At 71.2% G+C, this 24,120-nt stretch carries 15 protein-coding genes; 8 read left to right on the top strand and 7 right to left on the bottom strand.

Annotated features, from left to right (window positions below):
* Positions 1 to 25: 25 nt before the first annotated feature.
* Positions 26 to 793, bottom strand: a complete 768-nt coding sequence (gene grpE, locus GUI43_RS02525) for a nucleotide exchange factor GrpE (RefSeq protein WP_112697875.1) — start codon at positions 791 to 793, stop codon at positions 26 to 28.
* A 119-nt stretch (positions 794 to 912) separates the two neighbouring features.
* On the opposite strand from grpE, the gene GUI43_RS02520 reads away from it, so the two are divergent.
* From GUI43_RS02520 to GUI43_RS02515, 3 genes are all read left to right on the top strand, one after another.
* Positions 913 to 2,448: a vWA domain-containing protein gene (locus tag GUI43_RS02520; RefSeq protein ID WP_112697873.1), complete on the top strand. Its 1,536-nt coding sequence runs from the start codon at positions 913 to 915 to the stop codon at positions 2,446 to 2,448.
* Between the two features lie 185 nt (positions 2,449 to 2,633).
* Positions 2,634 to 3,776: a hypothetical protein gene (locus tag GUI43_RS33415; protein WP_146765847.1), complete on the top strand. Its 1,143-nt coding sequence runs from the start codon at positions 2,634 to 2,636 to the stop codon at positions 3,774 to 3,776.
* Entirely contained in the window at positions 3,773 to 5,734 is a 1,962-nt protein-coding gene (locus GUI43_RS02515; protein ID WP_146765846.1) for a caspase family protein, read from the top strand. Before GUI43_RS33415 ends, GUI43_RS02515 begins: the two co-directional genes overlap by 4 nt.
* Before the next feature lie 9 nt (positions 5,735 to 5,743).
* Here the strand turns inward: GUI43_RS02515 and GUI43_RS02510 are convergent, their stop codons facing one another.
* From GUI43_RS02510 to GUI43_RS02490, 5 genes are all read right to left on the bottom strand, one after another.
* The gene (locus GUI43_RS02510; protein WP_112697869.1) at positions 5,744 to 7,825 is read right to left on the bottom strand and encodes a hypothetical protein; all 2,082 of its coding nucleotides are present in this window, start codon (positions 7,823 to 7,825) and stop codon (positions 5,744 to 5,746) included.
* 28 nt (positions 7,826 to 7,853) lie between these two features.
* Positions 7,854 to 10,562, bottom strand: a complete 2,709-nt coding sequence (locus tag GUI43_RS02505) for a CHAT domain-containing protein (RefSeq protein WP_112697868.1) — start codon at positions 10,560 to 10,562, stop codon at positions 7,854 to 7,856.
* A gap of 338 nt (positions 10,563 to 10,900) precedes the next feature.
* On the bottom strand, positions 10,901 to 13,111 hold the full coding sequence (locus GUI43_RS02500) for a HelD family protein (RefSeq protein ID WP_112697866.1): 2,211 nt from the start codon (positions 13,109 to 13,111) through the stop codon (positions 10,901 to 10,903).
* 582 nt (positions 13,112 to 13,693) lie between these two features.
* Positions 13,694 to 14,248, bottom strand: coding sequence for a hypothetical protein (locus GUI43_RS02495; RefSeq protein WP_112584407.1), 555 nt, complete (start codon positions 14,246 to 14,248; stop codon positions 13,694 to 13,696).
* Positions 14,249 to 14,377: 129 nt separating this feature from the next.
* A complete protein-coding gene (locus tag GUI43_RS02490; RefSeq protein WP_112584408.1) occupies positions 14,378 to 16,225 on the bottom strand; it encodes a glycoside hydrolase family 15 protein in 1,848 nt (615 codons plus the stop codon).
* A 272-nt stretch (positions 16,226 to 16,497) separates the two neighbouring features.
* Between GUI43_RS02490 and GUI43_RS02485 the strand changes: the two genes are divergently transcribed.
* Positions 16,498 to 17,271 (top strand): hypothetical protein, encoded by a 774-nt coding sequence (locus tag GUI43_RS02485; RefSeq protein ID WP_112697864.1) that lies wholly within the window; start codon positions 16,498 to 16,500, stop codon positions 17,269 to 17,271.
* A gap of 42 nt (positions 17,272 to 17,313) precedes the next feature.
* Here GUI43_RS02485 and GUI43_RS02480 read toward each other — a convergent pair whose 3' ends face one another.
* Positions 17,314 to 18,318 carry a LacI family DNA-binding transcriptional regulator gene (locus GUI43_RS02480; protein WP_112584529.1) on the bottom strand — a complete coding sequence of 335 codons (1,005 nt, stop codon included), beginning with the start codon at positions 18,316 to 18,318 and terminating at the stop codon, positions 17,314 to 17,316.
* Between the two features lie 262 nt (positions 18,319 to 18,580).
* Between GUI43_RS02480 and GUI43_RS02475 the strand changes: the two genes are divergently transcribed.
* Genes GUI43_RS02475 through GUI43_RS02460 form a run of 4 tightly spaced genes read left to right on the top strand, consistent with a single transcriptional unit; the run spans position 18,581 to position 23,986 of the window.
* Positions 18,581 to 19,765 carry an extracellular solute-binding protein gene (locus GUI43_RS02475; RefSeq protein ID WP_225854944.1) on the top strand — a complete coding sequence of 395 codons (1,185 nt, stop codon included), beginning with the start codon at positions 18,581 to 18,583 and terminating at the stop codon, positions 19,763 to 19,765.
* Positions 19,762 to 20,760 carry a carbohydrate ABC transporter permease gene (locus GUI43_RS02470; protein ID WP_112584411.1) on the top strand — a complete coding sequence of 333 codons (999 nt, stop codon included), beginning with the start codon at positions 19,762 to 19,764 and terminating at the stop codon, positions 20,758 to 20,760. Before GUI43_RS02475 ends, GUI43_RS02470 begins: the two co-directional genes overlap by 4 nt.
* A gap of 2 nt (positions 20,761 to 20,762) precedes the next feature.
* Complete coding sequence (locus tag GUI43_RS02465) at positions 20,763 to 21,623, top strand: carbohydrate ABC transporter permease (protein ID WP_181518555.1); 861 nt, start codon at positions 20,763 to 20,765, stop codon at positions 21,621 to 21,623.
* 38 nt (positions 21,624 to 21,661) lie between these two features.
* Positions 21,662 to 23,986, top strand: a complete 2,325-nt coding sequence (locus GUI43_RS02460; RefSeq protein WP_112697862.1) for a beta-xylosidase/alpha-l-arabinosidase — start codon at positions 21,662 to 21,664, stop codon at positions 23,984 to 23,986.
* The last annotated feature ends 134 nt before the right edge of the window (positions 23,987 to 24,120 follow it).

Genomic DNA, 24,120 nt, shown 5'->3' with positions numbered 1-24,120 from the left:
CTCCTGTCCGCCGATCGATCGGCTGTCACGGTGTGGGCGCGTGTTGGTTTTCGCTCTCCGGCTCCGGATGGGGCTCGCCCGCCGGGGGCTGCGGGTCGGGAATCCAGCGGTGCACGCGGACCGCGGCGGGCACGGCCGTGCGTCCCGTCTCGACGTCGTGGTAACCGTCGAGAACCACGGCCGCGACGGTGCCGTCCTGACCGGGGTCCCTCGCGGGCTCGGTCGCGGTGGCCCGCTGCGTTGACGGGTCGAAGGTGGCACCGACCGCCGGTGCCAGCACGTTGATGCCGCCCCGTTCCAGCGTCAGTTCGAGGTTGGCGGCGTAGCTGCGCAGCATTTCCGCGGCGGCCGTGGCGTCGAACGTCGTGGGCAGCCCGGCGGCGGTACGCAGCAGGTCGTGGCGCAGCCGCTGGAGGTCGGTCAGGAGCGGGCGGAGCAGAAGCCGTCGCTCACCGGCCCGCAGCCGTTGGTTCTCCTCGTGCAGCCGGTCGATGACCTGCTCGCGGGCCGCGGCCCGGTCCTGCGTGCGGGCGACCTCGGCCCGCAGCCCGGCCAGCTCGCCGGTGAGCCGATCCGCCAGCCCGGCCAGCTCGTCTCCGAGTCGTTCGGTCAGGCTGTCCAGCCGGTGCGGCGGGTCGCCCGCCGGCTCGGCATGGACCTCGCCCGCCGGCTCCGCGAGATCCGCTGCCGACGGTTCCAGCCGCTCGGCCATCAGCTCCGACGGCGGCTCGGCCACCGGCGCGGTCGCGTCGACGCTGGCCTCCGCCGCGGGACCGTGCGCTTCCTCGTGCACCCGTGCTCCCTCCCTGGTCCACCGCCGCCACTGTGGGCGTCTGGTCGTCTGTCCCTGACGGACAGGTCCGCCGTCCGTCAGGGACACACGACGATCGGCAGACGCGGAGGGCGATCAGCATGATTCGGCGTACGGTGGCAGCCGCCGCGGCGGCACTGACGGCGGTGGCGATGGTCTTCCTGCCCGTCGCACCGGCGGCGGCAGCACCGGCGAACAGCGACGAGGTGTACGCGGCGCTCGGCGTCAACAAGGTCGCGGCCGACTACGTGGTGATGGTCGACGTGTCCCGGTCGATGCGCGACGGCGGCCGGTACGAGCAGGTGCGACGGGCGCTGCGATCCTTCCTGGCCGCGCTCGCGCCGGACGACCGGGTTGCGCTTGTCACCTTCGCCGATTCGGCGCGGGTGGTCCACGACGGGCCGGTCGGCCGTGCCCCCGACCAACTGGTGGCGAAGCTGCCCCGGAGCGCGGACGGGCGGTACACGGACATCGGCGCGGCCATCGAGACCAGTCTCCGGCTGCTGGCGCGCGAGGGTGTGCCGCCGATCGCCACCGTCGTCCTCCTCACCGACGGGCGGCACGACCCACCCGTGGGCAGCGCGTACCCCTTCGAGCAGGGGTACGCCTGGAACGAGCTCGTCCGTTCCGGCCGGTCGCTGAAGAAGACCTCCTTGACCGCGTACGCCGTGCCGCTGACCGGTTCGACGGGCGCGCCGCTGCTCGCCCGGGTCTACCCGGGCGCCAAGCTGCTCGCGCCCACGTCGATCGATCGGCTGGGCGACCAACTCGAACAGCCGAAGGCGTCGGCCCGCGCCGCGAAGGCGCGTAGCGTCCTCGGCGACGACGTGTCCCACGGGGTCCAGGTCGTCTGGCCGGCCGGCGCGGGCCGCCTGGGGGCCGGCCGGACCCGGCTGGAGGTCCGGCTCCGGTCGACCACCACCAAGGTCCCGCTGGTCGTCGACCACCTCCTTGTTCGCAGTGACCGGCCCGACGTGCGGTTGTCCGTGCCGGGCGGGCCGGTGGAACTGCCGGCCGGCGGCACCGCGACCGTTCCGGTGACTGTCGACTGGGACGCTGGCCCCCGGCGGGTAGCGCCGCTGGCCCGGGTCACCGCGGACGCGACGTTGACGCTCGATGGCGAGGTCGGCTCCGCGTGGGCGGAGGTTCTCACCGATGAGCTGGGCGTGGACTTCGCCCCGCGGCTGGACGGCGGCCGCACCCGCGGCGCCCTCTCCGCCCAACGCGGCAGCATCGGGTGGTGGTCCCTGGGCGCGGCGCTGCTGACGGCGATGGCAGTCGCCGGTTGGTGGGGCCGCGGCCGGCGGCGGCACCCGGCCCTCGCCGGCACGTTGCGTCTCCGCGACGCCTCAGGCGGTGAACGTGACCTGGCACTCAGCGGCCGCCGGACCGCCATCACCGCGGACTCCACGGGGCTGCCCGGGTATGGCGAGGTGACCGCACACCGGCCCTCCGTCGGGGCGTCCGAGGTCCGGTTGGTGATCGGCTACTCCCGGGACGGCTCGGTCGCCGAACGGGAGGTCGGCACCTGCGGCCCGGGGGAGACCGTCGAACTGGGCGGAGTCGACTTCACCTGGCGCACCGCGACACCGGCGGCCGCCGCCGCGAAGAGCAGCCTGATCGGTCCGTCGCGGTGATCGGCGGCCCGGCCGAGGAGGACGGCCCGGCAGCACCCGCTCCAGGCCCGAGCGCGCCCGTTCCGTTGGGCGACAGCGACCTCCTCGCCCTCGGCGAGCTGGTGTCGACCGATGGTCGTGGCCCGGGGGAGGAGAGACCGACCGAGCCTGTCCGCGCACGGTGTGGACGGCCGCTGCTGTATCCCGTGCCCGGCGAGGATCTGCCTGCACACCTGCGCCGCCGATCCGAGGCCACCGGGCGGCGGTACGTGGGGGCGCTGTTCGCTTTCGACCTCGACGCTCTGCCGCGACGGCAGCGGTACTCGGCCGCCCGGTTCGAGGTGATCCTGGCCGACCCGGCGGCCCTCGCGGTGCGGCTCGACGGCGACGGCGGCACGCTCGGCCTGAGCTGGCCAGCGGCGTTCGCCGAGCCGACCTCGACGACGGCAGTGCACGCGGTGGCGGCGGCCCGGGCTCGACCGGGCTGGCTGGCCCGGCTGGCGACCCGGGCGGGGTCGCCGCGCGCCCACGTCTTCGGCATTCACCGCCACGAGTTCGGCTGGGTGTACGAGGACCCCCGAGGTGACCTGCTGGTGCCCCGGGTGCACGGCATGCACGCTCTGCTGGAGTTGCCGCCCGGCGTTGGCCGGGTCGCCGGGGCACTCGACGTGCGGGTGCGGGTGACGGGTGGGCGCGACCCGTACAGCGCTGGGCTGCGCGAGTCGGTGACGTTTGACGAGGCGTTCGAGGCCGGCGGGGCGGTCGAGGGCGCGGCGGTCCGGCTCTGCATGGCCGTTGACGTCACCGGCTACAGCCGGCGCAGCACCGCTGCTGCCGAGCAGGTGCAGCGCGACCTGGTCGCGTTGCTGTCCCAGGTCCGGCAGGGCGCTGGCGTACCGGAGTCGGCCGTCCGGCCCCAGCCGCAGGGCGACGGCCAGTTCACGGTGCTGCCGGCCGGGATCGACGAATCGGTGGTGATCTCCCGCCTGGTCACTGGTCTGGGCCAGCAGCTGCGCGCGCTCAACGCCGGCCGGCCGGCGGCGGAGCGGCTGCGGGTACGGGTGGCACTGCACCGGGGCCTGGTGAAGCCCGCGTCCAACGGGTGGGTCGGGGTGGCGGCGATCGCGGTGCACCGGATCCTCGACAGCTCGCCCCTGCGCGACGCGTTGACCGCCCGGCCGGCCGTCGACTTCGTCCTCGGCGTTCCCGACGTGCTGTTCCAGGACGTCATCCGGCACGCCACCGAGCCACCGCTGCCGGCGGACTTCGCCCCGATCATCGTGGAGTTACCTGCGAAGGGGTTCGTCGAGCACAGCTGGCTGCACATCGGACCCGAGGAGTCAGTGTGAGCACGCTCTACGCCCTGTTGGTCGGCATCAACTCGTACCGTGCGCCCACGGTGCCCGACCTGAACGGCTGCCTGACCGACGTGGTGGAGGCGAGGGCCTTCCTGGAAACCCGGCTGGCACCCGGTGTGACCCTCGCACCACTGTCGTTGCATGACGGCCAGGCGACCCGGGCGGCGGTGATCGAAGCGATCCGGTCCCACCTGGGCCAGGCCGGCCCGGCGGATTCGGTCCTGTTCTGGTTCAGCGGTCACGGGGCCGAGGCGCCCGCCCCGGCCTGGTGGTTCGAGGAGTCAACGGGCATGCTGCAGACCCTCGTCTGCGCGGACAGCAGGGACGGCGAGGTGCCCGACCTGCTGGACAAGGAGCTGTCGATCCTGCTCGACGAGGTAGCCCTGCGGGCCGGGCACGTGGCGGCGGTCCTGGACTGCTGCCACTCGGCGGGTGCCAACCGCGAGCTGCCGGGCACCCGCGCCCGGATGGCGGTGCCGATGGCTGCCGCGCCGGTCCGCGAGTTGCTGATTCCGGAACTGCTGGTCGCGGTGCCCGGACAGACGTCCGCTCCGGAGCACGTCGCGCTGGCCGCCTGCCGGTCCGACGAGCTGGCTCAGGAGATGAGGCTGGGCGGCCGGCGGCGGGGCCTGTTCAGCTGGGCTCTGCTCAACGCCCTCGGCCGGTTGGGCCCGGCGGCGACGTATCGGGATCTGCTGGCCGCGGCACAGACGGAGGTGGAGCAGAACGTCTACCGGCAGGTGCCGCAGCTGGCGCCGGCCCACCAGGGGATCGCCGACCAGCCCTTCCTCGGCGGCCCGTTGGCCCCACCCGCTTCCGGCCTGCTGCTGCGGTACGTCCGTCAGGGCTGGGAGGTCGACGCCGGCAGTTGTCACGGCCTGGTCGCCACCACCACGGACGAGATCCGGCTGGCCGTGGTGGGCGAGCTCCCGGTGCGGGAGGTCCGTGCGGTCCAGGTGCTTGCCGAACGGAGCCTGGTCGAGCCGATCGGCTGGCAGCCCGATCGGGATCGGCAGTACCGGATGGTGCTCAGCCGGGTGCCGCTGCCGGCCACCACCGTCATGGTGGGCGGGCCGGGCCAGGACCGGGCCACCGTCGCGACGGTGCTGGCCGCGCTGGGCTCCGCCGGCCCCGGGGGCGGGCCTTCGCCGCACCTGCGCCCGGTCGATCCGTCGGACGTGGGCACCACGCCGGAGCTGATGGTGCGGGTTCCGCGGCGCGATCTGGCCATCGTGGTGGACCGTTGCGGCACGCCGCTCGCCGGGGAGTTGACCGACATCCACCGGGACGGGGCGCGGCAGACCGTCCACGTCCTGGAGCACATCGCCAGGTGGCGACAGATCCGGGAGCTGAACAATCCGGTGACCGGCCTGGCCGGCGCGGTGACGGTGGAGGTGGTCGCGGCACGACCGGGCGAGCGCATCGCACCGTTCGACCGGCCGCCTGTCGCCGCCGACGTCGACGGTGTGCTGCGGCTCCGCTACGAGCGGGGGCCGGGCGGCTGGACGCCGCAGACCATCTTCGTCCGCCTGCACAACCGCAGTGACCGGATGCTGTTCTGCGTTCTGCTGGACCTGACCGAGCGTTTCCGGGCGCATGCCGAGCTCTTTCCGGGTAGCTTCGTCGCCCCCGGCGGCCGGGCGGCGGCCCTGCGGGGACGCCGGGTCGTGGCAGCCCTACCGTCGGGGGAGGCACCCGAGCCGGGTGCCCGGGTGCGGGACTGGCTCAAGCTGGTGGTGGCCGAGGAACAGTTCGGCCCGGCGCCCTTCGAGCTGCCGGCGCTCGGCGCGCCGCGTGGTGTCGACCGTGGGCCGTTGGCCGTCCGGGGGTTCCTCGACCGGATCGGGCGCGCCGTGCAGCATCGCGACCTGGTGGCATCCGCTGAGGACGGCGCGTACGACTGGACGACGGTGACCGTTCCTCTCGAGGTGGAGGTGCCCCGGAGCTGAACGGTCGGGTCAGAGCCCTCGCAGCACCATGGCGGTCCGATAGGCCGGGTCGGTGAGGTCCAGGTCGGTGCGGCCGGCGAGGGTCGCCGGGAGCAGGGTGGGCGCGATCCGTCCCGGGGCCCGAAGCCGTCGGCCCACCGCCCGGACGGCCGCGGCGGGGCGTAACCCGCCGCGCACCAGTTCGGTGTGCAGGAGGGTCAGCATCAGCGTGGCCACTGGGCGGGGTATCGGCCGGACCCAGTCGACCACGGCGGTGAACCCGGCGGTGAGCAACGCGTCGGCGAGCGGTGCGGATTGCGCGCCGACGGATGGCAGGACGGCCAACCCGCCCTCGGCCCCGGCCCGCCCCGCCCGCCCGGTGATCGCGGCGGGTGTCAACGCGGCGGGCCCGGCCAGGGCCAGCGCACCGTCGGCGTCTACGTCGCAGTCGAGGTGCAGCATCGACGCGTCGAGGTGGGCGAGGACGTCGTCCGGGGTGCCGGCGCCGTCGGCGTCTGAGCCGACCCGGCCGAGAACGATCGACCGTGGGTAGAGCCGGCGAAGCCGTTCCACCTCGGCCGGGCCGCGGTCGCCGCGCGGATCGCTGACGAGCACCGGCGCCTCGGTGACCCGCATCGGCACCCGGCGGGCCAGCTCGGCCGCCTGTCGGGCCGAGGTGACCGCGGAGACCACCACCTGGTCGTCGTCCGGCAACGGGCCGCCGACGACAGCAAGCCGGTCGGGTAGGGCCCGCTCGGGCGGGACGCGGTCGAACCGGCCGGTCTCGGTGTGCAGCAGCATCAACCCGTCCGCCCTGGGCCAGCCCAGCGCCGCGACCCGGACGCCGTGCAGCGCCGCGGCCACCGGGGCGAAGCTGGCTCGCAGGGTCTCGCCCAGCCGTCCGGCGGGGTGGCGCTCGTCGAGCAGCCCGGCCAGGTCCACGGCGAGCGGAACGACGCCGAACGGGTCGGCGGGCAGGGCGTCCGTGGCGGCCATCACGTGCGCGGCGGCCGACCGGACATCGTCGTCGGTGTCGCCCCAGCCGTCGTCGGCGTCGTCCCTGCCGCGCAGGTACAACGCCACCGCCAGGGTGATCTGGTCCTGCGCGGTGGCCGCGACTCCCGCCGCGTGGACGACCGAGCTGGCCAGCCCCACCAGGTCGTCCACCAGCCCGACCCGCGGGGCAGGAGCACCGGGGCGAAGCAGGGCCGCGAGGGCGGCGTTGAGCTCATCGCCGCCGAGTCGTTCCCGGAGAGCGCGGCGTAGCGTCGCCGGGTCGGGCGGTGTCGCCGCCGGCCGGGGCGTGGGCACGGATGCCTGCTCGGCACCGTCCGGCACGGTCACGACGGCGACGGGGCGGTCCAGCGGGTCACCCGTGGCCTGGGTGGACAGGTCGAACAGGGAGGGTATCGGGAGCCCGGCCGTGACGCCGCCCTCCATCCGCTGCTGCATCTCCTGCATTGTGGTCATCAACCGCATCATGGGCCCGAGATCGAACGGGGCGCCGCGTTTCGGCGCACGGTAGAAGTCCCGCATCGCCTCGGCCAGCTCCAGCATGACCTTCGTGGCCTCGGCCACCTCGACACCCAACTGGTCGGCGTTGACCACCTCACGGAAGCACTCCACCGCCCGCTCGGCCTCGGCCAGCGTGGCGGGGTCCGCCGGGGCGCCGCTCAGCCGTCCCGCCAGGTTCCCGGTGGCGAGGCCGCGAGACAGCCCGGCCACGTAGAGTTGACCGAGGGCGAAGCGGGCGATGACGGGGAAGACAGGTGGCAGACCGACCGCCGCGACGGCCTCCTCCAGCAGCTCGATCGCCTGCTCCCGGTCCTCGTTCGGGCCGCCGTGGGCAACGTGCCGTGCGCTCAGCAGCCAGCCCGACTGGGCGGCGATCTGCGCGCGCAGCGGGTCGCCCGGGCCGAACATGCCGTGCGCCTCCACCAGGCAGGCGATCGCGTCGTCGAGCGCCGGCTGCCCGCTCGCCTGGCCAGGGCCGATGCGCCAATAGCGGTCGGCCAGGATCTGGGAGAGCTCCATCAGAGGGCGGACGCGGGCGGGCCCGGTCAGCCGGGCCAGCTGATCCCGCAGACGCCTCTCCTTGTCATCGTTCACCATCGGCCCCTCTCGTCCTCGCGTGGTCGCATCACTGCCCCCAGTGGACAAACCCGGCCCAGGCCGTGACATGGGAGAGCCCGTCCTGGTCCAGGTGTCGGCGCATCGGCTCCGGCATACCTTCCGGAATGGGCCACTCCGGGCCGAGCATCCAGCTCTGCGCCTGCCGCAGCGCTTCCCACGCGGGCAGCCCCTTCGTCATCAGGTGGTGGTGGAACATGTACATCAGCACCGAGGTGGCCCGGTCGGGGATGGCCCACTGGGTCGAGAGCACCGACCGGACGCCGCCGGCGAGGAAGGCCGTGCCCAGGCTGTACGCCTCGTCGTAGCCGCTGATCGCCTGACCCGTCCGGCAGGCGGCGAGCACGATCAGCCCGATGGCGCGCTCCGGGGAGCGCGAGGTCAGCTCGACCAGCTCCTCCGCGGTCAGCCGTCCACCGCCGGCCAGCAGCAGGTAGGAGGTGGCCGTCGCCGGATCGGTGTTGATGACGCCGTGACAGGCGAGGTGCAGCATCCCGCCGGCGCCGGGGTTCGCACCGGTCAGCCAGGCTCGCACCTCGTCGACGCTGCCGGGACCGGACCGGCTCGGCGACCCGTCGGGCCGCCGGCCCACGTACCGGCCGCCGGGATAGAACGACCGGTGGATGGCGTATGCCTCCACCCTGGCCGCAGCCAGGTCCGGCGCCTCGCCGCCCGGGTCCGGGTCCCCGACGACCAGGCCGACAGGCGTCGGCGCGACCGGCGGGAGCGCCGCCGAGTGGCAGAGCATCCGGGCCGAGGCGGCCTGCGAGATGGCGACCAGCCGCACCGCGTACGTGCCGTCCGGCCGGCGGGCCGCCTGCCACGGGATCCGGGCCAGTTCGCCCATCGGGACCAGGACCATCCGGGGCGGTCGTCCGGTGGTCGGGCGGGGGAGGGTCGGCAGGTACTGCTGCACGAGTGGGCCGATCGCCGCCCGCCACGCCCAGTCGCACATGGCGTCGAGGCTGCCGGCGAAGTCGACGGGGTCGTCGAGCGCGGTCAGGTCCCGCTCCGGGTCCGCGATGGCCGCGTCGCGTCGGACCAGGGCCGTCAGGTAGCGCTCCACGTCCAGGTCGTCGAAGAGATGCAGGTTGGGCAGGGGCAGGTAGGCGGGTGGGCCCTGCGCGGGCGCGATGACCGCGTAGCCGGGTACGGGTGCCGTGCTCGGCACCAGGTAGACGAGCATGTCCGCGTCCACGGTGTGCAGTGCGGCCCGGATCTCGCCGAGCGTCGGCGCGTCGAGCAGTGCTCCCGTGCTGCTCTGCTCGGTGAGCACGGTGAGCACCTCGCGACGCAGGTCGATCGGGGCCTCCTCCGCCGCGCCGGACGCCGTGGTCGTACGCCAGCGCGCCGCGAGGTCGGGTCGGCCCGCGTCCTCGAGTCGACCGGGGATCTGCCGGTTCTCGGTCGCCGCGTAGAGGGCCAGGCCCCGGCCCGCGTCGAGTGCCCGGATCGCGCTGGCCGGATCGTGGAACACCAGGCACTGGCGGGCGACGTCGACGGCCTCCTGTGCGGCCCGGCGGGCGGCCGAGTTGGCCGCCCGCAGGTCGGTCTGGAGCAGCACTCGCCAGGAGTGTTCACGCAGGCCCTCGAGGGCGACGGCGTGTGGTTCCGCCACACCGGCGTGCCGCCGCCGTACCTGTGCCAGCAGTTCGTTGATGACGGACCACAGGGGGTGCGCCGGCCCGCCGGCCAGCCGCTTCGCACGCCCCAGCACCTCGTCGGCCTCGACCGCGTCCGACATCCTGCCGGTCACGTCGCCCCGGGTCACCAGCCCGAGCGCCAAGCCGACGAGATGGGAGGTGAGGCGGGGGTCCTCGGGTGGTGCGATGTCCACCGCCGTGCGGAAGTGCGCGACGGCCTGTTCGACACGGACGGGATCGGTCTCCTCGCCGAGGCCGAGCATCGTGCCGCCGATCCCGGCGTAGTGCATCGCACGGTCGCCGGGGGAGAGGTCGGGCCGTTGCGCCACGGCGGTCATGGCGGCGAGCTGTTCGGCCGTGGCGACGACGGCCGACCCCGTCTCGTCGACGTCCTCGCGAAGCACCGCGGCCAGCGGCATCAGCATCGGCTCCAACGACAGCACCGAGGCCCGCAGCGGATCCTCGGCTGGCAACCGCTGCACCGTCTCGCGGAGCAGGCCGAAGGCCGGCCGAAAGTCGCCACCACTGTGGTGCACCGTCACCAGGTCGGTCAGATTGGCGAAGGCGTCACCGAATGTCGTCAGCGCCGGGTTCCCGGCCAACGTCTCGCGGACCCGACGGGCCTCGTCGGGCAGCCGTTCCATCGCGGCCTCGTCACCGTCCTCCATCGCCCGCAGGAGACCGATCATGGTCCTCATCACGTCCCACAGTGGTGCCACCGTCGGGTCGTCGCCGACACTCGGCGCCAGGGCGAGGAGGGACTCCGCCTCGGCGAGCGTGACCCGCGGGTCCGCATCCTCACCCTCCATCCCGGCGCGTAGCACGGCCATCACCCGGGCCGCGACGCGCACCATCGGCCACTCCGGGGTATCGGGTGGATCCTCCTCGGCGATCTCGAGAAGGCTGTCGAGTTGCCGCAGCCGGTGGAGATCCGCCGTCGGACCGCCGCGGACCAGAGCACCGAGCAGGTCGGCCGCCAGGACACCCCGGATGGTCAGGTCGGCCGGCAGCCGGTGCAGGTCCTCGATCGCGGTGTCGAGGTCGCCCCGGCCGAAGGCCGCCCGACTGATCGCCACGCAACGCCTGATGATGTCCGATGCCCCGTCCAACCGCGTCCCTCCCGCGTGCCACCTTCCGACTACTCCACCTGACGGACAGCGGCGTCGAGCGGATGCTCAACTGCCCAGGCTTGCGGCCCGTACCGGCAGATGCTGACGCTCGCCGATGTTGGCAGAGTGCATGGGGGCATCTGTGCTGAGAACGGCGCACGGTCAGTGGTCAGGACCAGGCGGTCAACGCCTCCGGATATTTCCATCCGCATCGGGATTTCGGTGACCCTGGGACGGACCAATCCGTACTCCGGCCGGGCCGCGACCTCGACCGCCACCTCCACCGCGAGGCGACCCGGCGGCCATCACTCCTGGCTACGCGGCTGAGCCGCGCAACCTGACTGCTGTGTGAGTGTCAGCTGTCCGAGTTCCTGGGTGCATCGGGTGAGCGCGACGTAGAGGCCGTTCCAACCGCGCGGTTCGGCGGCGATGCCCTGAGGGTCGATGAGGAGTGTCGCGTCCCATTCCAGTCCCTTGGACTGCGTTGCGGTGAGCACTGGCACATCACTGAGTACGGCTTGGAGTGTGGCGATGCGCTCCGCGGGGGCGATGACGCCGACCGTCCCGCCGTGCCACCGTTGCTGCAACTGCCGCACCGCTTCCACGGCGGCGCCGGCAAGCTCAGCGGGGGTGGTCGTGAGCTCCCAGGGGGCGATGCCGGAGGAACGTACCGCTCGTGGTGGAGTGTTGTGGCTGCCAGCCTTCTTCAAGACCGGTTCGGTGAGGTCCATGACCTCGCGTGGGGTCCGGTAGCAGATGGTGAGTTCCGCGCCGGTCCAGCGGTCTCCGAAGGCGGCCCGCACCGCTTGTGCCCAACTGGTGTGCCGGTGTGCTGCCTCGGCCTGGTCGATGTCGCCGACGGCGGTGATGGACCGACTGGGACAGCGCCGGAGAACCATCTGCCACTGCATCTCGGACAGCTCCTGCGCCTCGTCGATCACGACGTGGCCGTACACCCAGCCGCGCTGGCGGCGAGCGCGGTCGGCGAGGAATTCGCCCTGTGGTTGCGGGGTGTCGACCTCGCCGAGCAGGTCGGCGAGGGCGTCGAGCAGAGGGATGTCGCTTGATGCCCATGGGGTGGGCTCGGCCGCGACGGCCGTGATCTCATCGGGGGACAGTTGCGGGGCGAACCGGGCCAGCAGGGTGCTGTCGGTCAGGAAATCAGCCAGCAGGGTTTCGGGGTCGAGGGTGGGCCACCATGCCTCGATGAACCGGGCGATGGTGGCGTTCTCGGCGATACGACAACGAAGCTGTTCGACTTCCTCCTCGGAGAGCAACCCGTCGATGTCGCTGCCGGTGGACGTCCGGGTGGAGTGGTGGTCCTGCTCCATGCCCTTGTCGACGCGGGCGAGGATGTCCTCGAAGCCTTCCTCCATCTCGGCCATCAGCGCCTCGCGCTGCTCGGCGACGACATCGGCCAGGAGGCGGTGCAGTTGCTCGGCGAACGCCGCGCGGGCGCGGTGGTGCGGGCGCCCCTGCACCGCCGAGGCGAGCGCCTGCGCCACAGTTGCGGCTGGTATGACATAAAACTCGCCCTCCCAGCGCAGCTTCAGCTCGCGCGGTCGGGGGAGCAGCGACGCGACGTAGCTTTCGAGCGTGGGTTGCCAGAGGGCGCGGCCCTTGATTTCGGCGAGAAGCCGGCTCTCGTCGCGGCCCACGTGGACGTCGGCCAGCAGGGTGTCGCAGGTCGCCGAGACGACGGCGGTCTCACCGAGCGCGGGCAGCACCTGGGCGATGTACTGGAGGAACCGCGGCGAGGGGCCCAGGACCAGAACCGCCTGGTCGGCCATCTTTCGGTGGGTGAACAGCAGGTACGCGACGCGGTGCAGGGCAACCACCGTCTTGCCCGTGCCCGGACCGCCCTGGACGATCAGCGGGCCGGTCGCCTCAGCCCGGATGATGTCGTCCTGTTCGCGTTGCAGGGTGGAGATCGCCGTGGACATGCGACCAGTGCGCCGCTGGTCGAGGGCGGCCAGTAGAGCGCCTTCGCCGACGAGGTCCGTCGTGGTGCTCCCGTCCAGGGGCTCGTCGTCCACGCCGACGACGGCCGATCCCGTCGTGCGGATGTGCCGGCGCCGCGCCTGACCCTGTGGGTCGACAGCCGTCGCGGTGTAGAAGGGCCGAGCTGCGGGAGCGCGCCAGTCCACCAGCAGTGGCTCAGCGCCCTCACCGTCGTTGCGGAGACCGACTCGGCCCACGTGTCGCACGGTGCCGTCAAGGCCGTCGAGGCGGCCGAAGACCAGACCGTCCTCTGCTCGCCGTAGCTCGTCGTACTGCTGGCGGAGCATGCGCTGCCGGGCCCGCTCCAACGCGTCCAGGGCCTCTGACGAAAGCTCGACCTGTAGGTGATCGGCCAGCCTGTCGCGCCGGGCCGTGGCCAGGTCGAGAAACGCCTGTTCCTCGGCGACCGCGGATCGACGCGCTGCACCCTCTGCGGTAGAGGTCGGCAGTTGGCCGTCCGGTGCTACTTCGTCGACGCCGGCGGTGCCGTCGCTCAGGGCAGACTTCCGGTGCATTCGCAAATCCTTGTATCGGGGTAACCCTCGGCCCGGATGAGCCGCAGCGCATTCGGCGGCAAGCATAGAGTTGGTCTCCCTTACCGGCCAGGAAATCCGCCGGCAGAGATCGGAATCTCAATGCCTTGCAGTTTCGGGGTCGCTTGTGGCCTCACCAATCCCATTTTCTTATTGACAGTCCGGTCTTTATCTGTTCTATGGGACCTGGCTTGCAGACCGTCCTGTTCGGGAGGCGACCACCGGCTCGAATCTGGCGACCTCGCGCCGGAGATCATCGGAGGCATAAACCTCGACGAGGACACCACCGACACTGGTATTCCCCTGGGCTTCGTTGTCCGACCGGGAAGTCCAGGGCGACGGGCGCTCTGGTCGCAGCATCGCACCGAGGGACAGGCATCGGATCGGAGTTACCCGCCAAGCCACCGCTGGTTCCCACACCGCAGTCGGCCCGTTGCCGTCCAGCCCCCTACCCGTTCTCGTCGACGAATCTGTGGCCCACGGACCGGTCCTGGTTCATCTGGACGGACGAGGTCGCGCGGCGCGAGGACGATCACCGCGGCGGCGAGGGCTGTCCCGCGCAGGTCAGCTCAACGTGAAGGACACGTCGTCGACGTCGAAGGCGGTGGCGCCGTTGCCGGCCATCTCGCTGGCGAGGAAGCTGACCGTCGCGGTGCGTTCGGTAGTGGCGGTTCCGCTCGACATGACGTATTGCCGCCACTCCGCCCCGCCGTCGAAGGCCAGCGAGAACCTCGTCTTCGGGGGAATCCCGGTGACCGCCAGCCCGACGTTCAGGTAGTCGCCGCGGCTGGTCTCCGTGGTGGTGGTCCGCACCCAGAAACGGACCGTCAGGTCGCAGTTGGCCGGAACGGTGACGGTGGTGCGCAGCAGGTCGCTACGTGTCACGTCCAGCCCAGCGAAGGTGGCGTACGCGCGGCCGGTGTGTGCGGGCCGGGTCGCGTCGCCGAGCACGACGATGCGGGGGCCGGCCGTCCAGCCGGTGGTGCCGCGCTCGAACCCCGGATTCGGGTGGATCTGCCCGGTGCAGGGCGGGTCCGCCGCCGGCTGGCCGTGGGATGCGCTGCCCGTGGCCAGGAGCAGCAGGGCCGCGACCGAGACGGTGGTGACGAATGCCTTCATCGGTTCTCCCCGCGTCAATACATTCGAGATGGTCGATACATATCGACGATGCGCGATGCGACGTGGGCGCGTCAAGCCCTTCCCGCAGTCGGCTCCGCGTGGGCGGCGGCCGGCCGCACCATGCTGGCGCTACCGCCTGCGGCGGGCGTCGGCCTCGGTGTCGAGCAGGTCGTTGAGCGTCAGCGCTGAGTTGATCAGTGAGAGGTGGCTGAACGCCTGGGGATAGTTGCCGATCTGCTCCCCGGTCGAGGCGATCTCCTCGGCGTAGAGGCCGAGGTGGTTGCTGAAGGTGAACATCTTCTCGAACGTGAGTCGGGCGTCGTCGAGGCGGCCCGAACGGGCCAGCGCCTCGACGTACCAGAAGGTGCACATGTTGAAGGTGCCCTCGTGGCCCGGGAGGCCGTCGGGGGAGTGGACCGGGTCGTACCGGTGGACCAGGCTGTCGGAGACCAGCTCACGCTCGATCGCCTGCAAGGTGGACTGCCACAGTGGGTCGCTCGGCGTGACGAAACCGACCGACGGCATGGCGAGCAGCGCCGCGTCCAGCACTTTCTCGTCGTACGCCTGCACGAAGGTGCCGCGGGCCCGGTCGTATCCGCGCTCCATGACCTGGTTGTAGATGCGGTTGCGCTGTTCGGTCCAGCAGGTCATGTCCCCTGGGCGGCCGGTGCGGGTGGCCAGCCGGATGGCCCGGTCCAGCGCGACCCAGGACATCACCCGACCGAAGGTGTAGTTGCGGGGGTGGTGGCGACTTTCCCAGATGCCGGCGTCGGGTTGGTCCCAGTTGTGGCAGAGCCAGTCGACCAGCCGGACGGTGCTCTTCCACACCTGGTGCGAGACGCGGATGCCCTGCTCGTCAGCGAGGTGCATGGCGTAGAGGGCCTCGCCGTGGATGTCGAGCTGGAGCTGGTCGGCGGCACCGTTGCCGATCCGCACCGGCCGGGAGCCTCGGTAGCCCTCCAGATGGTCCAGCACCTCCTCGTGCAGGTCGGAGGAGCCGTCCACCCGGTACATGATCTTAAGCGGGTCCTGGTGGTCGCCGGCCTCGCGGATCCGCTCGTCCAGCCAGTTCATGTACTGGCTGACCTCCTCGGTGAAGCCGAGGCCGAGCAGCGCGTGCACCGAGAACGACGTGTCGCGTACCCAGGTGTAGCGGTAGTCCCAGTTGCGGGTTCCGCCGACCAGCTCGGGCAGCGCGGTGGTGGGTGCGGCGATCATCGCGCCGGTCGGCGCGTACGTCATGAGTTTGAGCGTGATGGCCGAGCGCTCGACCATCTCCCGCCAGCGGCCGGTGTAGCGGGAACGTTCGAGCCAGCGCCGCCAGTAGTCCCGGGTCCACTCGAACATGCCCTGGATCTCTTCCGGCGAGAAGATGCGCGGTTCGGCGCCGCCCGTCTCGAGGACCACCCCGCCGGTGTCGCCCTCGTTCAGCGTGCCGTACGCGACAAGGTCGCCGCCTTCAAGGTGGACGTCACCCTGTTCGGAGATCAACCGCCGCACGGGGTCGACCGGGTTGAACGTCAGCGTCGCCGACCGGCTGCGGAAGACGTAACCGTTGTGGTGGCGCTCAAGCTGATGCTCTTCGCGGGCGTAGTCGAACCGCGGCCGGCACTCCACCCGGAAGCGCATGCTGCCGCGGACCATGGTGACGGTGCGGACCAGCCGATGCGCGTCGGTGGCCCGCTCGCCGGTGACCGGCATGAAGTCCGTCACCTCGGCCACCCCGTCGGCGCTGATGAACCGGGTGATCAGGATGGGTGTGCCGGGGAGGTAGAGCTGCTTGGTCACGTACCGCACGTCGTGCGGCGCGATCTGGAAGTAGCCGCCCTTCTCCTTGTCGAGCAGGGCGGCGAAGATGCTCGGCGAGTCGAACCGCGGCGCGCAGAACCAGTCGATTGTCCCGTCGCACGTCACCAGCGCGGCGGTCTGCAGGTCGCCGATGAGCCCGTGATCCTCGATCGCCGGATAGCTGTCCACGTCTCTCCCCGGTTCGGCTGCGTCCTGCGCACCGAACCTAGGGGAGGAATTGTCGTCTTAGGTGAGATTCACGTTCCGCCACCCTGTCGCGTGGCACAACCTGCACCGACCATCCGCCAGGCCCCGTCTCGTCTACCCGATCTGACCGGGCACGAGGAGCGCGGCTGACAGTAAACCGTTTCCGGGCCCTGCGAAGATCATCGGTGCGGGCAACCTCGCCTCAGGGCGTTCCTGCTCGTCGCGTACCACTCGCACCGGAAGAGGGGGCAGTTGTGGCCAGGAACAAGCCGCCGTTTGCGATGAGGGCGATGCTCAGGCTGGAACGCGACACCGCGAATGCCGCCGCCACTCTGCGCCGATACGCTCCGCTCGCCGACGAGCTCGGCGCCGACGGGATGGACGTCGACGTCGAACGCGCGGACGTGCTGCTGTCGGGCCGCCTCGTCGCCGTCAGCGAGGAACGCGCCATGCACGCCATGGCGCGCCCGCTGCTGCACCGCTTCGGGTGGCGCGAGCGGGACTTCGTCTACTCGTCGAACGTCCGCTACGCCGAAACCCTGGAACCCCCGTCCGGTCCGCCGGCCACCCGTCTGGTGATCAACCGGGCCAATCAGGAGCTGGGCTGGGAGGGTGCGACCCACGGCACCGGCCGAACCCCCGACCGGACCATGGAGATCGGGCCGACCGAGGCCGAGTTCGTCGCCCGGCTCTTCGTCACTGTCGCGGCGACCACGATCGCCGGGACGGTGGAGGCGCTGGAGCCGTGGCTGGCCCGCGTCGAGCCCGCCGCGGTGGGCGTCGACCCGGGCCGCGCGGCCCTGTTGTTCCTCGCCCGCGCCGACCTTGGGACCGAGGCGGAGAGGCTCGGCCTGGGCCCGGTCGAGACCGGCCGCATCGAGGCGGATGCGGACCACGTCATCGAGACCGCGACGGCCGGCGACGGCACGACCCTCTGGCTGCGCCGCGGTACCGACCCGGTCTCCCGGCACTGGCCCGGCATCATCGAGATCCGAGAGATGGTGATCGACGACTCCTACCCGGACTAGACGGGAACGCTCGCCGCGCCGGCCCCCCGCCGGGCCCGGGCGTCAGTGCAGCGGGCGGCAGGAGGAACGGATGACCAGCTCGGTGGGGAGCCGGATGTGGGTGTCGCGTTCGACGCCGGCGATCAGGTCGACCAGCAGGCGCAACGCCTCGGCGCCCATCCGTTGCAGCGGCTGCATGATGGTCGTCAGCGGCGGGTTGACAAGCGCCGACTCCGGTACGTTGTCGAACCCGATCACCGACAGGTCGTCGGGCACCGACAGGCCCATGTCGCGGGCCACGGTCATCGTGGAGATCGCGGAGAGGTCGTTACCCGCGAAGATCGCGCTCGGCCGGTCGGTGAGGGCGAGCAGCTCCGCGGCCGTGCCGGCGGCGCTCTCGATCCGGAACCCGCCCACGCGGACGAGGCGTTCGTCCACCGGCACGCCGGCCTCGGCCATGGCACTGCGGAAGCCGGCCTCGCGCAGCTGCGCAGACTTCAGGTCGGTGCGTCCACTGATGTGCCCGATCCGCGTGTGGCCGAGGGACAGCAGGTAGTTGGTCGCCAGCACCGCGCCGGCGAAGTTGTCCGAATCGACGGTGGGCAGGTCGGACGGCCCGGTGTGTGGGTCGACGGCCACGACGTGGAAGCTGTGCTCGGTCTCGACCACGGTCGGCGTGACGATCACAGCCCCGTCGATGAGTGTGCCGGAGAGTCGGGCGAGTGAGCGCCGCTCCCACCCCACGGCGGCGCCCTCGCCGTCCCCGCTGGAGTAGGCCAGCAGCTGGTATCCGCTCCCGGCGACCTCCTGCGACGCCCCCTTGAGCAGCTCGGTCGAGAACGGCTCGAACTCGGCGACCAGGATGCCGAGCACGTTGGTGCGGTGGCTGCGCAGGCTCTGCGCCCCCAGGCTCGCCTCGTAGCCGAGCTCGTGGATGACCTGCTGGACGCGCTCCACGGTCGCCTGGGCCACGCCGTAGCGGCCGTTGACGACCTTCGACACGGTCGCGACCGAGACGCCGGCAGTACGTGCCACATCCGACATCTTGACGCGCTGCTGAAACACCACGTCGATGATGATAGGGCCCCGCTGCGGGCGCGTCGCCAGCGACTCGAAAACGTTATCGATACCGATTGACATCAAGTTACATGACTGTAAAACTTCGCCGCAGGCCGAGTACCGCGACTGACTAGTCGAGGAGACATCGATGGCAACGAAGCGGCGTGCGAGTGCCGTTCTGGCACTGTTAATGACAAGTGTTGTCGTCCTCGCCGGGTGTTCCGGCGGCGGCGAAGAGGCAGCCCCTCAGAGCGAGCTGTACAAGGACCCGGTGACCCTGAGCTGGTGGCACAACGCCTCACAGGACGGGCCCGGCAAGACCTACTGGGAGAAGGTCGCCAAGGACTTCTCCGCACTCCACCCCACCGTCAAGATCGAGATCGAGGCGATCGAGACGAACCAGCTCCAGCGCACCCGGCTCCCTGCCGCGCTGCTGAGCAGCGACCCGCCGGACATCTTCCAGGCCTGGGGCGGCGGCGAGATGAGCGAGCAGGTGGAGGCCGACTACCTCAAGGAGATCACCGACCAGACCAAGACCGAGGTCGGCGACATCGGCAGCGCCGCGGAGATCTGGCAGGTCAAGGGAAAGCAGTACGGCCTGCCGTTCCGGATGGGCATCGAGGGCGTCTGGTACAACAAGGAGATGTTCGCCAAGGCGGGCATCGCGGCTCCGCCGACCACCTTCGAGGAGCTCAACACCGCGGTCACCAAGCTCAAGGCGATCAACGTCATTCCGATCGCCGTGGGTGCCGGTGACAAGTGGCCGGCCGCGCACTGGTGGTACAACATGGCGCTGCGCGCCTGCTCGGTCGACGCCCTCAAGAAGGCCTCCGCGGAGAAGAACTTCGACGACCCGTGCTTCGTGAAGGCCGGCCAGGACCTGAAGGCGTTCATCGACACCAAGCCGTTCCAGCCCAACTTCATCGCCACGCCGGGCCAGAACGACCCGACCAGCGCCAACGGCATGCTCGCCAACGGCAAGGCCGCGATGGAGCTCATGGGTGACTGGAACCGCGGCACGCTGGACACCGTCACCACGGACAAGGCGAAGCTCGCGTCGTTCCTCGGCTGGTTCCCGGTGCCGGCGATCTCCGGTTCCCCGGGTGACCCGAAGGCGGCTCTCGGCGGTGGCGACGGGTTCTCCTGCGCCAAGAACGCCCCGGCGGAGTGCGTCGAGTTCCTCAAGTACATCGTGAGCCCCGAGGTGCAGAAGGGCTACGCCGAGACCGGCACCGGCCTGCCTGTCGCCAAGGGCGCGGCGGATGCCGTGAAGGACCCCGCGTTGAAGTCCATCCTGGAGGCCACCTCCGGGGCGAGCTACGTGCAGCTCTGGCTGGACACGGCTTACGGCAGCACCGTCGGCAACGCGATGAACGACGCGATCGTCGCCATCTTCGCCGGCAACGGGACGCCTGAGAAGGTCGTCTCGGCAATGAAGGCGGCCGCAAGCAAGTGACCTCCGCCAACCAGATCCGTATGCCCGCCGGCGGCGCTTCCGCGTCGCCGGCGGGCCCCCACAGGGCCGGGCGCGACTCCGCCCGCCGAGCCGACAACCGCCGCAAGTGGTACGAGATCATCGGGCTCACCACGCCGGCCGTTCTGATCTACGTGATGTTCGTGCTGGTGCCGATGGGCTTCGCGGTCTACTACAGCCTGTTCCGGTGGCGCGGGGTCGGCCCTCCCACCGAGTTCGTCGGTCTGCGGAACTACACCCTCGCCTTCCAGGACCCGATCTTCCTCGACGCGTTGCGCAACAACGCGATCATCGTGTTCGGGTCGCTGCTGATCCAGGGCCCGATCGCCCTGGGCGTCGCCCTGCTGCTCAACCGTCGCTTCCGTGGGCGGGCGGTGTTCCGCCTGCTGGTGTTCGTGCCGTACGTGCTGGCCGAGGTCACCGTCGGCATCATGTGGAAGCTGCTGCTGACCGGCGACGGCACTGTCGACGCGCTGATGCGGTCGCTGGGCATGGGCGGCCTGGTGCAGGCCTGGCTGGCGGACCTGGACGTGGTCATCTGGACCCTGCTGGCCATCCTCACCTGGAAATACGTCGGCTTCGCCATCATCCTGCTCCTCGCCGGGCTGTCCAATGTGCCCGATGAGCTGACCGAGGCGGCGGCCATCGACGGCGCGAGCTGGTGGCAGATCCAACGGCACGTCACGATCCCGCTGCTCGGCCCGACGATCCGGATCTGGATGTTCCTGTCCATGATCGGCTCGCTGCAGATCTTCGACATGATCTGGGTGACCTCGGTGCCCGCGGTGCGGTCCCTCGGCGCGTCGGCCACCATGGCCACATACATGGTGGACAACGGGTTCTTCGCCCGGCTGTGGGGCTACGGCAACGCTGTGGCGGTAATCCTGTTCGTCATCTCCTTCGTGGCGGCGCTGCTGTTCCAGCGGTTCCTGCTTCGCCGCGACATCGAGGGCGCCATCACCGGAAGGGCGAAGTGACGATGGCCGTGAACTCGGTTCTCCCCCCGTCCACCGGACGCCGTCAGGTTTCCTGGGGCACACCGCTCACCTACGCGCTCGCCCTCGCGATCGCCGCGGTGTCGATCGCCCCGGTCATCTACGTGGTCATCGGCGGCTTCCGCACCACCCCGCAGATCGTCGCGGACCCGGCCGGCCTGCCCGACCCGTTCGTCTGGGACAACTACGCCAGGGTGCTGACCCAGAGCAACTTCTGGCAACAGGCGTTCAACAGTGCGGTCATCGCCCTGGGAACCACGCTGGCCGTGGTCGTGCTCGGACTGGCCGCCGCGTTCGTGCTCGCCCGCTACCGCTTCCGCGGGCGGGAAGGGCTCTACACCTTCTTCACCCTCGGTCTGCTGTTTCCGGCCGGCGCGGCGATCCTGCCGCTCTACCTCATGCTGCGTGACCTGAACCTGATCAACTCCTACTACGCGGTGATCCTGCCGCAGGTCGCCTTCTCACTGCCACTGACGATCGTGATCCTGCGTCCCTTCCTCTCGGCCATCCCGAGAGAGTTGGAGGACGCCGCCGCCATCGATGGTGCCAGTCGGCTCGGCTTCCTCTGGCGCGTCGCGATGCCGCTGTCGCGGCCCGCGCTCGTCACCGTTGGCGTCCTGGCGTTCGTGGCCAGCTGGAACTCGTTCCTGCTGCCGCTGCTCGTTCTCAGCGACGTCAACCTGCACACCCTGCCGCTGGGCGTGCAGAACTTCTCCAGCCAGTACACCACCGACACGGCAGGCGTACTCGCCTTCACCTCGCTGGCGATGCTGCCGGCACTGCTCTTCTTCACGCTCGCGGAGAAGCAGATCGTCGGTGGCCTGCAGGGCGCGGTCAAGGGCTGAGCGGCAGCGGTACTTGCACAACCACAGGAAGGCACAGCATGACTGAGGTCCACGCGGTGGTGGGCGGGCCGGTGCCGGCTCAGGCCGGTCCGGTGCACGGACGACCGGACGGGCATGACGGCGAGGCCCGCGTACGCGATCTCCTCGGCCGGATGACGATCGAGGAGAAGATCGCCCAGCTCGTCGGCTTCTGGGAAAAGTCGGACGGCGAGGCGGTCGCACCGTTGCAGGGGGAGTTCGGCGACGCCTTCAAGCTCGAAGACTTCTCCCGGCACGGGCTCGGTCACCTCACCCGCGCCTACGGCACCCGCCCGTTGGACGCGGCGCAACGCGCGTCCTGGTTGTGGAAGTTCCAGCGGGACCTGGTCACCGGCACCCGGCTCGGCATCCCGGCGATCGTCCACGAGGAGTGCCTCACCGGGCTGTCCGCGTGGAAGGCGGCCACGTTCCCCACCCCGCTGGCCTGGGGTGCCGCGTTCGACCCCGAACTGGTCACCGAGATGGCCGCGGCGATCGGCGCCTCGATGCGGGCCCTGGGCGTGCACCAGGGGCTCTCTCCGGTGCTCGACGTGATCCGTGACCCCCGCTGGGGTCGGGTCGACGAGTGCATCGCCGAAGACCCGTACCTGGTCGGCACCATCGGCACCTCGTACGTGCGCGGTCTGCAGTCGCAGGGGGTGCACGCCACCCTCAAGCACTTCGCCGGCTACTCCGCCTCGCGCGCCGGGCGCAACTTCGCCCCGGTGCACGTCGGCCGCCGGGAACTGGCCGACGTGCTGCTCCCCCCGTTCGAGATGGCGATCATCGACGGCGACGCCCGCAGTGTCATGCACTCGTACACCGAGATCGACGGGGTGCCGGTCGCCGCCGACCCGACGATGCTGACCGGCATCCTGCGGGACCAGTGGGGCTTCGACGGCACTGTGGTGGCCGACTACTACGGGGTCGCGTTCCTGAACCTGCTGCACCACGTGGCGAGCGATCACGCGGACGCGGCCGGGCAGGCGTTGACCGCCGGCCTCGACGTCGAACTGCCGACCGGCGACGCCTATCTGACCCTGGGGGAGTCGGTGCGGGCGGGCAAGCTCGACGAGGCGCTGATCGACCGCGCGGTGCTGCGGGTGCTGCGCCAGAAGCATGACCTGGGGCTACTCGACGCGACATTCACCGACGAGCCGCCCCAGGCGATCGACCTCGACTCGCCCGAGCACCGGTCGATCGCCCGCCGGCTCGCCGAGGAATCGATAGTGCTGGTCGCCAACCGGGACGCGCTGCCGCTGCCCGCCGGGCGACGGGTGGCCCTCATCGGCCCGAACGCCGATCGGCAGAGCGCGCTCTTCGGGTGCTACTCGTTCCTCAACCACGTCCTCGTCCAGCACCCCGGGGTGGAGACCGGCATCGAGGTGCCGACAGTGCTCGACGCCGTGCGGGCCGAGCTCGGCGGCGATCTCGTCACCTGGGCTCGCGGCTGCGACGTGGACAACGACGACCGATCCGGCTTCGACGAGGCCGTCGCCACGGCCTCCGGCGCTGACGTGGCCGTCCTGGTCGTCGGCGACCACGCCGGCCTCTTCGGACGTGGCACGGTCGGCGAAGGCTGCGACCGGGACGACCTGGAGTTGCCCGGCGTCCAGCGCGAACTGGTCGAGGCGGTGTTGGAAACCGGCACACCGGTCGTCCTCGTGCTGGTCACCGGCCGGCCGTACGCGGTCGACTGGGCGCTCTCGCGCTGCGCGGCGGTGGTGCAGGCGTTCTTCCCGGGCGAGGAGGGCGCCGGGGCGATCGCGGGGGTGCTCTCCGGGCGGGTCAACCCGTCGGGCCGGCTGCCGGTCAGCCTGCCCCGGTCGGCCGGCGCGCAGCCGTACTCCTACCTGCACCCCACCCTCGGTGCGGGCAACGAGGTGACCAACCTGCCGGCGACGCCCGTGGCGCCGTTCGGCCACGGCCTGTCCTACACGACATTCGCGTACAGCGAACTCACCGTGCCCGCCACGGCGCCCACCAGCGGGGCGGTAGGGGTGACCGTGCGGGTGACGAACACCGGCGCGGTCGCCGGCGACGACGTGGTCCAGCTCTACGGTCGCGACGTGGTCGCCTCGGTGACCCGGCCGGTGGCGCAGCTGCTCGGCTACCGGCGAGTCCATCTGGAACCGGGCCAGTCCGTCACGGTCGAGCTGACGGTGCCCACCACCCGTCTGGCCTTCTCCGACCGCACGTTCACCCGCGTGGTGGAGCCCGGCGACGTCGAGCTGTGGGTCGGCACCAGCGCGCGGCGGGATGCCCAGGCGGTGACCACGCTGGTCGGTGACACCGTCCCGGTCACCACCACCTCCCCACGCTGGACCACCACCGAGGTGCGCTGAGAGCCGGTCCGCCAACCGTCCCCAGCGGACAGTCGGCGGACCGGCCCCACTCGCGCGCCGGTTCTCCGCGATGATCTCGCACGGGCAGCGCAGGGCCGGCGCGCGTCCGAGCCGGCGACGCCAGCACAACCGGA

Source organism: Micromonospora noduli (assembly GCF_003264365.1).
Taxonomy (GTDB): Bacteria; Actinomycetota; Actinomycetes; order Mycobacteriales; family Micromonosporaceae; genus Micromonospora; species Micromonospora noduli.
This window is presented reverse-complemented; position numbering and strand designations above follow the sequence as displayed.

Excerpts from the sequence above, each read along its gene's own strand:
- GUI43_RS02520 (WP_112697873.1), top strand. The coding sequence starts at position 913 with ATGATTCGGCGTACGGTGGCAGCCGCCGCGGCGGCACTGACGGCGGTG.
- GUI43_RS02510 (WP_112697869.1), bottom strand. The coding sequence starts at position 7,825 with ATGGTGAACGATGACAAGGAGAGGCGTCTGCGGGATCAGCTGGCCCGG.
- GUI43_RS02500 (WP_112697866.1), bottom strand. The coding sequence starts at position 13,111 with ATGCACCGGAAGTCTGCCCTGAGCGACGGCACCGCCGGCGTCGACGAA.
- GUI43_RS02495 (WP_112584407.1), bottom strand. The coding sequence starts at position 14,248 with ATGAAGGCATTCGTCACCACCGTCTCGGTCGCGGCCCTGCTGCTCCTG.
- GUI43_RS02465 (WP_181518555.1), top strand. The coding sequence starts at position 20,763 with ATGGCCGTGAACTCGGTTCTCCCCCCGTCCACCGGACGCCGTCAGGTT.
- GUI43_RS02460 (WP_112697862.1), top strand. The coding sequence starts at position 21,662 with ATGACTGAGGTCCACGCGGTGGTGGGCGGGCCGGTGCCGGCTCAGGCC.